This window comes from Rhodococcus sp. 14-1411-2a (assembly GCF_002259485.1).
Classification (GTDB): domain Bacteria; phylum Actinomycetota; class Actinomycetes; order Mycobacteriales; family Mycobacteriaceae; genus Rhodococcoides.
Map to the genome: position 1 here is coordinate 166,434 of NZ_NPGA01000007.1, position 14,912 is coordinate 181,345.

Here is a 14,912-nt window from a genome sequence, read left to right on the forward strand (position 1 = left end):
TCGACGGGATTCCGTCGATCGGCCGTCGTTGTGTGCACTGGTGCCCACTCTGCCGGGCACTGCCTGTGGATAACGTCATCGAGTTATCCACAATTGCGAGATTGCCACTGTTGCAGAGGCTCCTCAGCCGCAACGGTGTAGCCATGGGGGTTTACACAGTGCAGCAATTGGTGGCGCAGGGGCTCAGTACGAGCGGCATTTCGAGACGGTCGCGGTCGGGGGAGCTCGTGCGCCTGCTGCCGAAGGTCTACGCGACGGAGAAACCGGACTACCTCGGACTGTGCACCGGTGCGCTTCTGTGGAAACCGGACGCCGTGCTGAGCCACGACAGTGCGGCCTGGTTGTGGGGACTGATCGACTACGAACCGCGACTCGTCTCCGTCACGGTGGCCCCGAACGTCCAGTCGAGATCGGTGCCGTGGGTTCGAGTTCATCGCCGACGCCTCGTCGAGGTCCAGCTCCACCGAGGCCTGCGAGTGGTGTCGCTGGAGCAGACATTCGTCGACGTCGCGACCTCGTTGTCGACGCCCGATCTCGAGAAATTCTTCGACGACGCCATCGACCATCATCTGCCGTGGCGACGGTTTGCCGCACTGTGTGACACGTCGAAGGGAATGCACGGGATGGCTTCCGTCCGGAAGCAGCTTCGAACGTGCTGCCCGAGAACACGATCAGAGCCGGAGCGCGTAGTAGCGCGGGCGTTGACAGCCCGCAACTTCACGATGGAGATCAATGCGCGCGTCGGGAAGTTCTACGGCGACTTGGTCGACTTTTCCGCACGAGTCATCGTCGAAATCGATGGCCGAGAGTTCCACACGGATCCCGCCACGTTCAACAACGATCGTCGACGCCAGAACGAGTTGGTGCTCGATGGATGGTTGGTGCTGCGCTACTCGGCGGCCACAGCGCTTGCCGACCTCGATCGCGTCGTGGACGAAATCATCACCGTGGTGCGGCGTCGCCGGAAGTCGATCGCAGCGACCGACCGTCGACTCCCGTGAATACGCGGCTGCAGCGGGCAGGGTTGCACCCTATCGACGCCGATCGACGGGATTCCGTCGATCGGCGATCGTTGTGTGCACTGGTGCCCACTCCGGTGGATCCGCTACCCGTCCTTCCGCGCAAGAATGAGTGCGAAGCGGGAATCGGCGTCGGACCAGAGATGGTCGACGCCGAATCCCGCCGCCGCGAGTTCCTCGGTGATGCCCTCCGGCCGGAATTTCGCCGAGATCTCGGTGCGGAGGTCCTCACCGGCGTCGAAGTGCACCTGCAGATCGAGGTCGGCGAGGTACACCTCCTGCGGCGCGTTTGCGCGTAGCCGCATCTCGATCCACTCCTGCTCGGCATTCCACAGCGCGACATGCTCGAAGGCATCGGGATCGAAGTTGCCGCCCAGGCGAGAGTTGATCACCGACAACACGTTTCGGTTGAACTTCGCAGTCACTCCAGCGGCGTCGTCGTAGGCCGGAACGAGAACCTTCGGATCGATCACCAGACCGACACCGAGCAACAGATACTCGCCCGGATCCAGGGCGTCGGCGATGGCTCCGAGAAACTCCCGGCGTTCCTCGGGGATCAGGTTGCCGAGGGTCCCGCCCAGGAATGCGATCGTCCGTGCCTGGCCACTGGGCAGATTGTGCAGCGTGTCGGTGAAATCGCTGACGATGCCGCGCACCTCGAGCGCCGGGAATTCGTGCGAGATCTGCTCGATGGCACCCTCGAGGGCCGTGACGGATACATCCTGCGGTACATAGGTTTCGAGCGATCCATGCTTCACCCCGGCGGAGAGCAGGATTTTCGTCTTCTCCGACGAGCCGGAGCCCAGTACGATCAACATCGTCGATCCGGTTGCTTCGGCGACGTCCAAGGCGTGCTCCTCGAGGAGGGCGCGCTCGGTACGCGTCGGGTAGTACTCCGGCAGCACCGTGATCTGCTCGAAGAGCTCGCTGCCCAGCGCGTCGTAGAAGTACTTGGGCGAGAGCCACTTCGGGTCGGCAGTGAGACCGTCCCGCACGTCCTTACGCAACTCGTCGAGCAATGCTGTGTCGGCCAGATGTACGTCCACCGTGCTCATGACGCTCCTTTATGATTCCAGGCTGGAAATGGTGAGATCGGTTGTCGTGGCGACGACCATGCGTCGGTCGTCGATGAAAATCCAGTCGGGTCGATCGTCGAGGGGTTCGGAGGCGATCGTCACCGAATCGGTCCGCAGAACCGACAGCGAATGATGCACCGCCGTGGCGTACATGCTCTGGCCGTCCGACAGCAGAAAATTCAAGCGCGCCTTGGGCGAGGTTGCGAGAACCCTGCGGACCAGCATGCGCAGTGCCGACTCGGGATCGTGGGTGCGCAGCAGGTTCTGCAGCACGACCCACAGAGCGGCGGCATCGGTCGGCGCAGGTAATGCGAGCGCGTCGACGGGCGGCACCTCCGACCACAGGTCGGCCATCGACTGCGGCCAGCCGAACACCACACCGTTGTGGCTGAACGCCCAACGGCCGTCGGTGAAGGGGGCGCAGGCGCTGCGTTCCACCGGCATTCCCACGGTCGCCGATCGCACCGCCGCGATCACCGACGTCGAATCGATCTGCGGCAGAACATCGTCCACCGCCGGATCGGTCCAGATGGGCATGGGATTGCGGTAGCTGTGCGCGGCTGCGTCGCCGTCCCACCACGCGACACCGAATCCGTCGGCATTGATGGTGCCGCCGCCGCGCATGTCGCTGGGGGCATACGCCTGCACACGCAGACTGTGTTCACCGTCGGTGAGCACTCCCCCGACGGACGTGCGGGGGCCGAGATACCCGAGATGACGGCACATTCAGCTGGGCTCGACGTCTCGGGCCAACCGGAACCCACTGAAGATCTGGCGACGGATCGGGTGGTCCCAGTTACGGAACGTGCCCCGGCACGCCACCTCGTCGGTGCCGAACGACCCGCCGCGCAACACCTTGTAGTCGCCACGGAGAAACACCTCGGAGTACTCGGCGTACGGGAAGGCCTCGAAGCCGGGGTACGGCTCGAAATCGGAGGAGGTCCACTCCCACACGTCACCGATGAGTTGGTGCACGCCTGCTGCAGAGGCACCGTCGGGATACGCGCCGACGTCTGCCGGTTCCAGATGCCGTTGATTCAAATTGGCATGTACCGCAGTGGGTTCGGCGTCGCCCCACGGGTAGGCGTTGCTGGTGCGGGTCTCGGCGTCGAATCGCGCAGCTTTCTCCCACTCCGCCTCCGTCGGCAGACGCTTGCCTGCCCACCGCGCGTAGGCGTCGGCTTCGAACCAGCACACGTGCACGACGGGCTGATCCGGGCGCACCGGACGGCGCACTCCGAAACTCCGACGCCACCAGGTGCCGTCGGAGTCGGACTCCCAGAACTGCGGCGCGGTCAGGTTCGCGTCGACGCGATGCTGCCACCCCTTGTCGGTCCACAGCTCGCGGCGTTCGTAACCGCCGTCGGCAATGAAGTCCATGAACTGCGCGTTGGTGATCGGGGCTCGGTCGATGGCGAACGTCGGCACGTGCACCGTGTGGGCCGGTCGCTCGTTGTCGAGAGCCCACGGATCGAGCGAGGTCCCCATCGAGAACGATCCACCGGCGATGACGGCCTCGCCCGACACCGGTGTGGCCGAACTGGGAGGCGCAGGAGCGGTCAGAACCGCAGGTCCCGAACGCAGTTGATGGGTCGCGAGCATGGTCTCGTCGTGTTGCTGCTCGTGCTGGGCGATCATGCCGAACGCGAAGCCATGTTTCTCGACCGGCCTACCCTCGAAAGTGCTGTGGTCGAGTACATCCCAGGCCTTGTCACGGACGGTCTGGACGTAGACGCGCGCCTCGTCCGGAGTGAGCAGCGGAAGCGACGTACGCGAGGAACGAGAGTGCTTGAAGGCGTCGTACAGCTCGTCGATGTCGGGACGCACCGGATCCCGTCCACCGACATCACGGACGAGCCAGAGCTCTTCCTGGCTACCGATGTGGGCGAGATCCCAGACCAGCGGGCTCATCAACGGCGAATGCTGCGACATCAGTTCGGTCTCGTCCACGCAATCGGTGAGCGCCGCACTGCGGGCTCGGCTGCGCGTGAGGACCGTTTCTATCCTGTTCCTGAGTTGTTCGGCGCTCACACCGATTCCTTTCGAGTCCGAAGTTCCCGTGCCGCCGTGTCGAGTGCGCTGGGCGGCTCGCCGGCACTGCATCGTCGAGACGCTGCCGACAGGTGGTCGGAGAACTCGCCACCGACCTCCGCTGCGAGATCGAGCAATTCGGTTGCGGCTGTGCGGAGCTCGCGATCTGCCAGCCCGACGCGGGCCGCGTCGAGCCACCGTCCCGCCGTACCGCCGCCGATCTCGGTGGCTCGGGCCACAAGTTCGGGTGTGGACAGCAGCGCCTCGAACGCCGCCGCCGGAACCACCCACTGCCCGTCCGGCTGCGCGTCGAGATAGCGAATCTCGAAGTGCCCGCAGGCGCGCACCTGAGGGAACAGGGTGGTCAGGTGATAGTCCAGATCGCTGTAGGTCGGCGGGCGTCCGACGATGCCGGGATCGTCCACCCACTGCGCGAACGTGGTGCCGGGCGGCGCTTCCCAGTTCTGCGTGACGCCCTGGATGCAGAGCAACGGAACGTCGAGCGCCCACCGTGCGTAGTCGGTGATCGGGTCGCCGGTGTTGGGCGCCGACGTTCTGCTCGAATCCGTTCTGCTGGAATCGAGTTCGAGCCAGGTCCGCATCCGCTGGGATGCCCAGCGTCCCGCGGGTGCACCGGAAAGTTCGGGAGATCGAGCGAACGCAGCCACGAAGGCAGGACCGATGACGTGGAGCATGTGCCAGCGCGCGGCGACCTCGGCACGATCACGACCCGCGTCGACGCTCACTTGAGCCGCTGCGGTGTTGCACATCATCAGCTTTCCGAAGGGGCCGATGGTGGTGAACCGATTCTCCATCGCGCAGTACCGCGGTAGCACGAGGAGACGTTCGGGTGCCCGAGCAGTATCGGCCGGAACGGACGCGATATCGATGCCGGCCTTACCGAGAATGTCCCGCAGCAACCGCGCATCGGCGTCGAGCATCGGTGCGAGTTGGGAAACGGATAGATAAGGCGAACTGGACAATTCGACCTGACCGCCGGGTTCGACGGTGACGATGCTGCCGCCCGGCAACGACAGGGCGGGTGACTCGGGATCGATACTGCGCGGGGAGTGAACACCGAGCGCAGCGGCCAGAGCTGGGAGGGTCGGACGCGTTCCGTCGTCGAGGGCGGTGAGCCACTCGAGTTCGGCACCGATGAGAGCCGGTGGCCCCAGCTTGAAACACACCTTCGATACATATGCCTCTGCTGCTGGGCGCGAGCTCAGCCCGAGAGACTTCTCGTTGGACGACACTCATTCCTTCTTTCCGCACTCAACACGTTCTCCGCTCGGAGTACGTACCCAGCCGCGGGGATCGAAAACGCCGCGATCCCTCGTCTGATCGAGGCTACCGATTGTGGAACTCTGGTGCCCGAGAGTTCGCTACCGAAAGGACGACCGATGCTCGATCACGACCGCATTCGACGCGACACCCCCGGTGCGTCGGGCCGGGTCTTTCTCGACAGCGCCGGATCGTCTCTACCTCCGACCGTCGTCCTCGATACCGCGATCGAACACCTGCGCCGGGAAGCGGAAATCGGTGGGTACCGGGCCGCGAACGAACGACTCGACGATCTCGCCGCGGTCAAGACCTCGATCGGAACCTTGATCGGAGCCCCGGCAGCGAGCATCGCACTGAGCGATTCTGCGACCAGGGCCTGGACAGACTTCTTCTACTCGGTGCCGCTGTCCCCCGGTGATCGAATTTTGCTGGGCGAGGCCGAGTACGCCAGCAACGCGATCTCCGCCCTCCACCGCGCCGATGTCACCGGCGCAACGGTGGAGATCGTCCCGAGTGACGAATCGGGACGCATCGACGTGCACGCACTCGAATCGATGCTCGACGACCGGGTGAAACTGGTCTCGGTGGTGCACGCCCCCACCAACGGCGGTCTGATCAATCCGGCCCGTGCTGTCGCCGATCTCGCGCACCGCCACGGCGCACTGGTCCTGCTCGACGCCTGCCAGTCCATCGGGCAGATGCGCATCGACGTCGAGGAATTGGGAGTCGATGCTCTCTCGGCCACCGGCCGCAAATGGCTGCGCGGCCCCCGAGGAACCGGCTTCCTCTACCTGCGACCGGGATTGGCGTCGACACTGCATCCGCCGGCCCTCGACCTGCACAGCGCTCAATGGGTCGACCGACAGACGTACCGAATGGCCGACGATGCCACGCGATTCGAGTTCTGGGAATGCGACGTCGCGGCCAGGCTCGCGCTCGGGGCGGCCGTCGACTATCTCCTCGAGCTCGGCGTCGACCAGGTCGAGGAGGCCGTCGTCGAACGTGCCGAATACCTGCGGGCCGGGCTCCGGAAGATCCCCGGAGTGACCGTGCACGACCTCGGCGACCGCAAGAACGGCATCGTCTCGTTCACCGTGGACGGCGAAGATCCCGTGGCCGTGCGCGACCGTCTCGGGGAGCGCGGGGTGACCGTGACCGTCAGCCACCGCAGCTCGACCCGCCTGGACATGACCGGCCGGGGGCTCGACGCGGTCGTTCGTGCGTCTCCCCACTATTTCGTCACATTCGCCGAATTGGACACGATGCTCACTGCGCTCGCAGGTGCGTGACCGGTTTTTGGTCGTTCCGCAGGCTCCATTCCGGGCTCGTAGCAGGGGTTGACGTTCCGCTCACATAGGCGGCCACACCGACTGCGGAGATCACCAGCCCACCGAGTCCGAGCCAGGTGATCGCGTCGCCGAACATGAGCCAGGCCCACAGCATCGTCGTCGGCGGGGTCAGGTAGAGCAACACGCTGGCGCGGGTGGGCCCGTTGCGACGCACCACGAACAGGTACGCGCCGTACGCACCGAAGGTCGAGAGCACGACCGTCCACGCCACGGCCGCCCAGAAGCCCGTCGTCATGGGCGGTGCGACATCACCGGCCAACGCGCTCCATGTCATGAAACCGGCTGCGCTGATAGAACATTGGATGGCCATCGCCAGCGCGATCGGCTCCTTCGGTGCCAGCACTCGTTGACCGATCGTGCCCATCGACAGAGCCAGCATCCCGGCCGCCGGTAGTAGGTAGACGGGCCAGGCGAGGTCGGCACCGGACATATCCCCCAGCACCACCAGCGAGACACCCGCGATGCCGACGACGAGCCCCAGACTCTGCCGCCCTCCGACTCGTTCGCCGAAGATCCGGCTCGATGCCGTCGCGACGACCAGCGGCTGAAGTGCGGCGATCAATGCGGCGACTCCCGGTGGCACACCCATACCGATCCCGGTGATCGTGGCACCGAGGTAGAGGAACTGACAGAACAGGCCGAGGACCGCGTGGATTCGGATGGCATGCCAGGTGGGGGTCAGCCGCCGGTACCGGCACCAAGCGATCAACAGTGCCGCGGCCGCGACATAACGCCAGGCCAGCAGAGTGTGGGCAGGAGCCTCGGCAGTTCCGAGTTCGGCTCCGATGAATCCCGAACTCCACAGCACCACCAGGGCCGTACCTGCGACGGCGTCGACATTCGCTTTCATGCTGCGATATAAACATACAGGTCTGTATACTTGCAGTGCACCTGCTTCTCACCAGCGCTTTCGGAAGGCAACCATGCTCGACAAGCCACTCACCCCCGCCGGAGAACGCATCCTGACCGTCGCCAGCGAGCTGTTCTACGCCCGCGGCATCCGAGCCGTCGGAGTCGACCTGATCGCGGAGGAGGCCGGCACCACGAAGAAGACCCTGTACGACCGATTCGGCTCCAAGGACGGCCTGGTGCAGCGATACCTCACCCGTCGATACGCTCTGTGGTGCGATCACGTGACGGAATTCGTCGATGCCCTCGAACCCGGCGACGCCCGCATCCTCGGGGTGTACGACGCCCTCGACGTCTGGATGCGCGACAACCATCGCGGCTGCGGATTCGTCAACGCCTTCGCCGAGTTCGGCGGCACCGACAGCCCGGTGCTCGCGATCATCGAGTCCGAGAAAGCCTGGACCAGATCGTTGTTCGCGCGACTGGCCACCGAAGCCGGATACCCCGATGCCGAACAGCTGGGAACCCGACTGTCGGTGCTGCACGAGGGTGCGGTGGTCATGGGGACGGCGGGAGCTCGCGATGACGCCATCGTGGTGGCGCGGGGCATCGCGTCGGATCTGCTCGCTGCGCTCGCAGGTGCACGGCAGTAACTGCGGTCGTTACGCCGGCTCCACTCCGGGCTCGTAGCAGGGGTCGAGCTTCCACGCACAAGACGTGGTCGTGTATTGTTTCCCAGGTTGTCTCGGCGAGGGTAGATCCGAATCGTTCCGGATCCACCGTTATCGACGCGGCTCGGCCCCGTTGGCCGCGCTCGTTCGTGTCCGCCCCGACGAGCTTGACCGCCCGACGAAGTACGCCGCACGAACCACAGTTATCAGGAGCATGTAGCACCATGGCATCGAAGGTAAACAATCTCACTGCGCAGGTCCGCACCGAATTCGGCAAGGGCGCAGCTCGCCGCGCACGTCGCGACGGCCTCGTTCCCGCCGTTCTGTACGGACACGCCACCGACCCCCAGCACCTCGCGCTGGACGCTCGCGCGTTCGCAGCTGTGCTGCGTAACGACGGCACCAACGCCGTGCTCACCCTCGACATCGACGGCAAGTCGCAGCTGGCGCTGACCAAGTCGATCGTCGTGCACCCGATCCGTCGCAGCATCGAGCACGCCGACCTCCTCGTCCTCAAGAAGGGCGAGCGCGTCACCGTCGAGGTCAACATCATCGTCGAAGGCGATGCCGCGCCCGGCACCCTGGTGGTCACCGACTCCACCTACATCGAGATCGAGGCCGACGCCCTGGAGATCCCGGAGAACTTCGTCATCTCCGTCGAGGACAACCCGATCGATACGCAGTACTACGCAAAGGACGTCGAGCTGCCCGAGGGCGTCACCCTGACGTCCGACCCCGAGCAGCTGCTCGTCAACGTCACCGAGGCACCGTCCGAGGAAGAGCTCGAAGCCGACGGCGAAGGCACCGAGCCGATCTCCGAGGAGGGCGAGGCCGAAACTCAGGAAGAGGCCGAGAGCCACGAGGATTCGAACGACGAGGAGAGCAAGGACAGCGACAGCTGATCTCGCTGCACCGACCGCGTACGACGCGCTGCTCCCACACCGGGAACAGCGCGTCGTTCGCTTCGAAGGCGTGATGCGACAATGACGAGCGTGAGTGTTGACCCCGTGAGTGCCGAAAGTACAGCGCCTGCCCTGATCGTCGGCCTCGGCAATCCCGGCCCGCAGTACGAAAAGACCCGCCACAACGTCGGTTTCATGGTCGCCGACGCCCTTGCCGGACGCATCGGCGGGGCGTTCTCCTCGCACAAGAAGTCCAACTCCGACGTCGTCCAGGCCCGTCTCGGCGCTCGCTCGCTGATCATCGCCAAGCCGCGGACGTTCATGAATCTCTCGGGCCAGCCGGTGGCTGCGTTGGCGCGATTCTTCTCGATCGAGCCGGCGAACATCGTGGTGGTGCACGACGAGCTGGACATCGACTTCGGTGCTCTGCGACTCAAACTCGGCGGCGGCGAAGGCGGCCACAACGGACTCCGCTCGATCTCCCAGCACCTGAGCACCAAGGACTACCTACGGGTTCGCGTCGGCGTCGGGAGGCCACCGGGCCGAATGGATCCGGCGTCGTTCGTGCTCAAGCCGTTCTCGGCGGCCGAGCGCAAGGATCTCGGCGTCGTCGTCGAGGAAGCCGCGGACGCCGCGGAACTGCTGCTCTCTGCCGGACTGGAAGCGGCGCAGAATCGGGTGCACCCGCGCTGAACCTCACACCCCTGTTGTGAGGCGCGCGCCTGTTCTCGCGTCCGAACGCAGGCGCGCACCCCGCAGAAAGGGTGTGAGGTCCCCGCCGTTCGCGTCAGTTCAGTAGCGACGCCGAATTCGCCCGTCGCAGTTTGCCGCTCGACGTCTTCGGAATGCTGCCCGGCCCCAACACCGCAACGGTTCGCGGTCGCACACCCACCTCCGAGTGCACCGCGTGGATCACTTCACGTTCGATGCGTTTGACCTCGTCCGGCTTGTCGATGTCGTTGGTTTCCACTGCCACAGCGAAGCTTTCGCGCTTCTCACCGGCATCGAGCCGGATGGCGACGGCATTGCCCGGCCGCACACCGGCAACAGTGCCCGCAGCCCGTTCGATATCGGTGGGATAGATGTTGCGACCACCCATGATGATGACGTCCTTGATACGTCCGCAGACGACCACCAGTTCGTCCTCGGTGATGTAGCCGACGTCGCCGGTATCGAGCCAGCCGTCCGCGTCGAGCGTCGACACCGGTCCTTCGACGGTGATGTAGCCGGGGGTGACGGCCTTGCCCCGCACCTCGATGATGCCCACGCCGCGGGCGGTGAGCACCTGTCCCTCCTTGTCGACGACGCGCCCCTCCAATCCGGGAACGAACTTGCCGAGCGTCGCGAGGGAACGGGTGTTGCCGCGGGTCGACGGGACGGCGCGACCGAGGGTCTCGAGCAGGTCCGCGTCGACCACATCGATCACCTGCCCCTGATCGGGATCCGGAATCGACACTGCGAGAGTCGTTTCCGCCATTCCGTAGACCGGGGCCAGAGCCAGCGGGTTGAGCTTGTACGGGGCCCCGGCCTCGGCGAGCGCGGTCATGGTGTCCGGGTCGACCGGCTCGGCTCCGTTCCAGGCATAGCGCAGAGTGGACAGGTCGAGATCCAGATCGTCCTCGGCCTGACGCAGCCGCCGCGCCAGCAGCGAGTACGCGAAGTTCGGTGCTGCGGTGACGGTTCCGCGGTACTTGTGAATCAGCTTGGCCCACAACAGCGGCGAGCGCAGGAAGTCCAGTGGAGTGATGCTGACGACCTCGGCACCGACCTGCATCGGCACCGACAGGAAGCCCACCATCCCCATGTCGTGGAACAGCGGCAGCCAGCTGACCATCACGTCGGAATCGACATCGAATTCGATGCGGTCGATCATGGCGTAAGCATTGACGTAGAAGTTCTCGTGTGTGATCCGCACGGCCTTCGGCGAACCGGTCGAGCCGGACGTCAGTTGCTGCAGCGCGATGTCGGACTCGGCCGTCGGCACCGGATCGATATCGCGACCGGTCTTCATGTCCTCGATCTTCAGCACGGTGATTCCGCGCTCCTCGAGCACGGGTGCGGCGATGTCGAACGGTGCCCCGAGAATCACGGCCTTGGCCTCGATCATCCGCACAACGGTCTCGGTGTCCTCGCCCCAGACGGCGAGGTCGGTCCGCGGAGTGGGCTGGTGCAGCATCGTCACCGATCCCCCGCGCATCCACGTCGCCTGGCACGCAGGCGCTATGTCCACCGGCTGACCGGCCAGAATCCCGATCGCGTCCCCGTGTTCGACGCCTGCGTCGGCCAGAGCCCCGGCCATTCGCCGCGCCTGCTCGTGGATCTCACCCCAGGACTGCCGAAGCGCCTCGTCGGGCTCGCCGGTCACCAGACCGTGCTTGCTGGTGCTCGCGGTCTCGAACATCTCTTCGGTGAACTTGCTCAACGCACGTCTCCTCGTGAGGGATCTCCCGGCCTACCGTTCACAGTAGGCACTCCCGCCCCGACCGAGGGGAACAACGGGCCGCGTATCCTTTGATTTTGCCCCGGCCACTCTTTCGGTGCCGCCCTTGCTACGAGAATGAGGTCTTCGTGAGTACCCCGTCCAGCACCCCCGACGTCGACGCAACGCTCGAAGGGTCCGGACCGGCTGCGCTCGACGAGTCCGGGACCACCCGAGGCCAGGCCAAAGAGCTCGAGACCGAGGTCGCGAGGCGTCGAACATTCGCGGTGATCTCGCACCCCGACGCCGGTAAGTCGACGCTCACCGAGGCCCTCGCCCTGCACGCACGTGTCATCTCCGAGGCCGGTGCCATCCACGGCAAGGCCGGCCGCCGCTCCACCGTCTCCGACTGGATGGAGATGGAGAAGGCCCGCGGTATCTCGGTGAGTTCGACTGCGCTGCAGTTCAATTACCAGACCTCCCCCGACGCCGAGATCACCAACGTCATCAACCTCGTCGACACGCCCGGCCACGCCGACTTCTCCGAGGACACCTACCGCGTGCTGACCGCCGTCGACGCGGCCGTGATGCTGATCGACGCCGCCAAGGGACTCGAACCGCAGACGCTCAAGCTTTTCCAGGTGTGCCGGCAGTTCGGCATCCCGGTCATCACCGTCATCAACAAGTGGGACCGCCCGGGCCAGTCGCCGCTCGAGCTGCTCGACGAGATCGAGTCGCGAATCGGCCTGACACCGACGCCTCTCTACTGGCCCGTCGGGATCGCCGGTGATTTCCGCGGCCTGCTCGACGTGCAGGACGGCAGCTACATCCGCTTCACCCGCACCGCCGGTGGCGCGACCATCGCTCCCGAGGAATTCATGACGGCCGAGGCCGCCGCCGAACGTGAGGGTGTCGACTGGGACACCGCCGTCGAGGAGAGCGATCTGCTGATCTCGAGCGGTCAACAGCACGATCAGGAGATGTTCCTGGCCGGCCAGACGTCGCCGGTGATCTTCGGCTCCGCGATGCTCAACTTCGGCGTTCGGCAGATTCTCGACACCCTCGTGGCCCTCGCGCCGTCACCCGGCCCGCGTGACGACGTCTCCGGCGGCGTACGCGAGGTCACCGACCCGTTCAGCGCCGTCGTGTTCAAGGTGCAGGCGGGCATGGACACCGCGCACCGCGACCGACTGGCATTCATGCGCGTGGTCTCCGGAGTGTTCGAGCGCGGCATGGTCGTCACCCACTCGCAAACCAAGAAGCCGTTCACCACCAAGTACGCGTTGACGGTGTTCGGTCGCGATCGTACGACCGTCGAGAACGCCTACCCGGGAGACATCGTCGGCCTCGTCAACGCGACCGCGCTCGCCCCGGGGCACACGCTCTACACCGACAAGAAGGTCGAGTTCCCGCCCATTCCGTCGTTCGCACCCGAGCACTTCTCGGCACTGCGCGTCGACAGCGCCGACAAATACAAGAAGTTCCGCCGCGCCGTCGAGCAACTCGATTCCGAGGGCGTCGTTCAGGTGCTGCGCAACGACATTCGCGGCGACGCGTCCCCCGTGCTCGCCGCCGTCGGACCCATGCAGTTCGAGGTGGTCACCGCACGCATGAAGACCGAGTTCGGCGTCGACGCTCGAATGGAACCGCTCGGATACTCCCTTGCTCGACGCACCGATGCAGCCTCGGCCGTCGAACTGGGTCGCCAACGCGGTGTCGAGGTCTTCACTCGCACCGACGGCGCGCTGTTGGCACTGGTGAGCGACAAGTGGCGTCTGCAGTACATCCAGAAGGAGATGCCCGAGCTCACCCTCGAACCACTCGTCGCCGCGGGTGATCAGTAGCAACCCGTGCTGATCGATCTGCTCGACGCAGAATTCTCCGTTCTGGGGCACCCGATTCTGTGGCGTGAGGTGGTCGGCAACGGTTTCGGCTTGCTCTCGGCGATCGGGGGAATGCGACGCGTCGTGTGGGCGTGGCCGGTCGGGATCATCGGAAATGCACTGCTGTTCACCGTTTTTCTCGGCGGCGTGTTCCATACTCCGCAGGCACTCGATCTGTACGGCCAGGCCGGGCGACAGCTGATGTTCATCGCCGTGAGCGTCTACGGGTTGATGCGCTGGCTGCGCGATTCGAAGCGGTCCGGGGCCGCGGTTCTGCCGCGATGGGGCACGGCGCGGGAGCGGACGGCGATGCTCGTCGTCGCGATCGTCGGCACGGTGGTGTTCGCGCAACTGTTCGGCTACCTCGGTTCGTTCGGCAAGTGGGCCGACGCGTGGATCTTCACCGGATCCATGCTGGCGACCTTCGGAATGGCCCGTGGGCTCACCGAGTTCTGGCTGATCTGGATAGCGGTGGACATCGTGGGTGTTCCGCTGCTGATCGTCGCCGGGTTCTATCCGTCCGCGGTTCTCTACCTCGTGTACGCCGCGTTCGTGGCCTGGGGATTCGCTGTGTGGTTCAGGATCCAGAACAAGAACTTCGGTCAAAAAATAGCGTCGTAAACAATCGTGATGCTACTCTCAGCCTGTCCGAACAAACTTCGAGTACGTTTCTGCGTGCTCGACGCCGAGTAGCCCGTCCTGATCGATACCCGATCGTGACATCTCGGCGCGGAACCACCTGGGAATCACGATGAAGTGGAAAACGACATGACAAAGGGATCGAACTACCCACTGGCCGGGATCAAGGTCGGTGGCGCTCCCGCGCATCGTTTGGCGACGCCGCCGAAGTCCGACTCCGCTTCACCCGCCGGTGGCCGCACCGATTCTTCGGCGGCAGCGCCCGCCGAGAAGGCGGTCGAGACCCCGTCCACCGAGAAGTCGGAGGCAGTGGTCACGTCCACCGAGAAGGCGTCCGCAACAACGCCTGCACCAGCAACGTCGTCCGACACGGATTCAACGACCCCCCGCGCGGATCGACGTCGTCCAGAGAAGCCCGCCACGGAATCGAACGAGGTTGAAGTGACTACAAGCGATCAGATCTCAGAACACGGCCTGCCCACCAACGGCCGCTCCACGTCTCACGGCTCCACCGCCTCGCCGTCGCTCGGTCGTGGCCAGGGACCCGACCGTCGCACCGCCATGGGTGTCGCCTCGGTACGCATCGCGGGACGCTTGACCCAGAACGAGCTCGGCAGCCGCACCGGCGACATCCGCACCCCCGACACCTCCGTCGGCCCCGACGAGCTGCTCCAGCTCCTCGGCGAATACCTCGTCTCGGGTGGCCTGCAGAACCCCGAGATCCACGTGCGCTCCAACGGCCAGACCATCGTGCTGGACCTGCAGAACCCCGCCAAGGGCTACCGCTGACCCA

Annotated in this window: 14 protein-coding genes; 8 read left to right on the forward strand and 6 right to left on the reverse strand. The window is 65.3% G+C overall.

What is annotated here, in order from left to right; translation table 11 throughout:
• Positions 1 to 143 precede the first annotated feature (143 nt).
• Positions 144 to 1,001 (forward strand): DUF559 domain-containing protein, encoded by an 858-nt coding sequence (locus tag CH291_RS02725; protein WP_094686655.1) that lies wholly within the window; start codon positions 144 to 146, stop codon positions 999 to 1,001.
• Positions 1,002 to 1,105: 104 nt separating this feature from the next.
• On the opposite strand, the gene egtD is transcribed toward CH291_RS02725, so the two are convergent.
• From egtD to egtA, 4 genes are read right to left on the reverse strand one after another with little or no spacing between them, the layout of a single operon-like run.
• A complete protein-coding gene (gene egtD / locus CH291_RS02730; RefSeq protein ID WP_094686656.1) occupies positions 1,106 to 2,074 on the reverse strand; it encodes an L-histidine N(alpha)-methyltransferase in 969 nt (322 codons plus the stop codon).
• Positions 2,075 to 2,083: 9 nt separating this feature from the next.
• A complete protein-coding gene (egtC, locus tag CH291_RS02735) occupies positions 2,084 to 2,821 on the reverse strand; it encodes an ergothioneine biosynthesis protein EgtC (protein WP_094686657.1) in 738 nt (245 codons plus the stop codon).
• Complete coding sequence (gene egtB, locus CH291_RS02740; protein WP_179276429.1) at positions 2,822 to 4,126, reverse strand: ergothioneine biosynthesis protein EgtB; 1,305 nt, start codon at positions 4,124 to 4,126, stop codon at positions 2,822 to 2,824.
• Entirely contained in the window at positions 4,123 to 5,379 is a 1,257-nt protein-coding gene (gene egtA / locus CH291_RS02745) for an ergothioneine biosynthesis glutamate--cysteine ligase EgtA (protein WP_094686659.1), read from the reverse strand. The genes egtB and egtA overlap by 4 nt, the downstream gene beginning before the upstream one ends.
• A gap of 147 nt (positions 5,380 to 5,526) precedes the next feature.
• Between egtA and CH291_RS02750 the strand changes: the two genes are divergently transcribed.
• Positions 5,527 to 6,696, forward strand: a complete 1,170-nt coding sequence (locus tag CH291_RS02750; protein ID WP_094686660.1) for an aminotransferase class V-fold PLP-dependent enzyme — start codon at positions 5,527 to 5,529, stop codon at positions 6,694 to 6,696.
• On the opposite strand, the gene CH291_RS02755 is transcribed toward CH291_RS02750, so the two are convergent.
• Entirely contained in the window at positions 6,674 to 7,606 is a 933-nt protein-coding gene (locus tag CH291_RS02755) for a DMT family transporter (protein WP_094686661.1), read from the reverse strand. The two genes, CH291_RS02750 and CH291_RS02755, sit on opposite strands and share 23 nt — an antisense overlap.
• A gap of 73 nt (positions 7,607 to 7,679) precedes the next feature.
• Between CH291_RS02755 and CH291_RS02760 the strand changes: the two genes are divergently transcribed.
• The 3 genes from CH291_RS02760 (at position 7,680) to pth (ending at position 9,871) form a co-directional block, all read left to right on the forward strand.
• Positions 7,680 to 8,258 (forward strand): TetR/AcrR family transcriptional regulator, encoded by a 579-nt coding sequence (locus CH291_RS02760; protein ID WP_094686662.1) that lies wholly within the window; start codon positions 7,680 to 7,682, stop codon positions 8,256 to 8,258.
• 242 nt (positions 8,259 to 8,500) lie between these two features.
• Complete coding sequence (locus CH291_RS02765; RefSeq protein ID WP_094686663.1) at positions 8,501 to 9,178, forward strand: 50S ribosomal protein L25/general stress protein Ctc; 678 nt, start codon at positions 8,501 to 8,503, stop codon at positions 9,176 to 9,178.
• 90 nt (positions 9,179 to 9,268) lie between these two features.
• Positions 9,269 to 9,871, forward strand: coding sequence for an aminoacyl-tRNA hydrolase (gene pth / locus CH291_RS02770; protein WP_255183329.1), 603 nt, complete (start codon positions 9,269 to 9,271; stop codon positions 9,869 to 9,871).
• A gap of 94 nt (positions 9,872 to 9,965) precedes the next feature.
• Here the strand turns inward: pth and CH291_RS02775 are convergent, their stop codons facing one another.
• Positions 9,966 to 11,600, reverse strand: a complete 1,635-nt coding sequence (locus tag CH291_RS02775; RefSeq protein ID WP_094686664.1) for a fatty acyl-AMP ligase — start codon at positions 11,598 to 11,600, stop codon at positions 9,966 to 9,968.
• Positions 11,601 to 11,746: 146 nt separating this feature from the next.
• On the opposite strand from CH291_RS02775, the gene CH291_RS02780 reads away from it, so the two are divergent.
• From CH291_RS02780 to CH291_RS02790, 3 genes are all read left to right on the forward strand, one after another.
• Positions 11,747 to 13,441, forward strand: coding sequence for a peptide chain release factor 3 (locus CH291_RS02780; RefSeq protein ID WP_037192020.1), 1,695 nt, complete (start codon positions 11,747 to 11,749; stop codon positions 13,439 to 13,441).
• A 6-nt stretch (positions 13,442 to 13,447) separates the two neighbouring features.
• Positions 13,448 to 14,101 (forward strand): nicotinamide riboside transporter PnuC, encoded by a 654-nt coding sequence (pnuC, locus tag CH291_RS02785; RefSeq protein WP_094670521.1) that lies wholly within the window; start codon positions 13,448 to 13,450, stop codon positions 14,099 to 14,101.
• A 147-nt stretch (positions 14,102 to 14,248) separates the two neighbouring features.
• Positions 14,249 to 14,908: a hypothetical protein gene (locus CH291_RS02790; protein ID WP_068049833.1), complete on the forward strand. Its 660-nt coding sequence runs from the start codon at positions 14,249 to 14,251 to the stop codon at positions 14,906 to 14,908.
• Positions 14,909 to 14,912 lie beyond the last annotated feature (4 nt).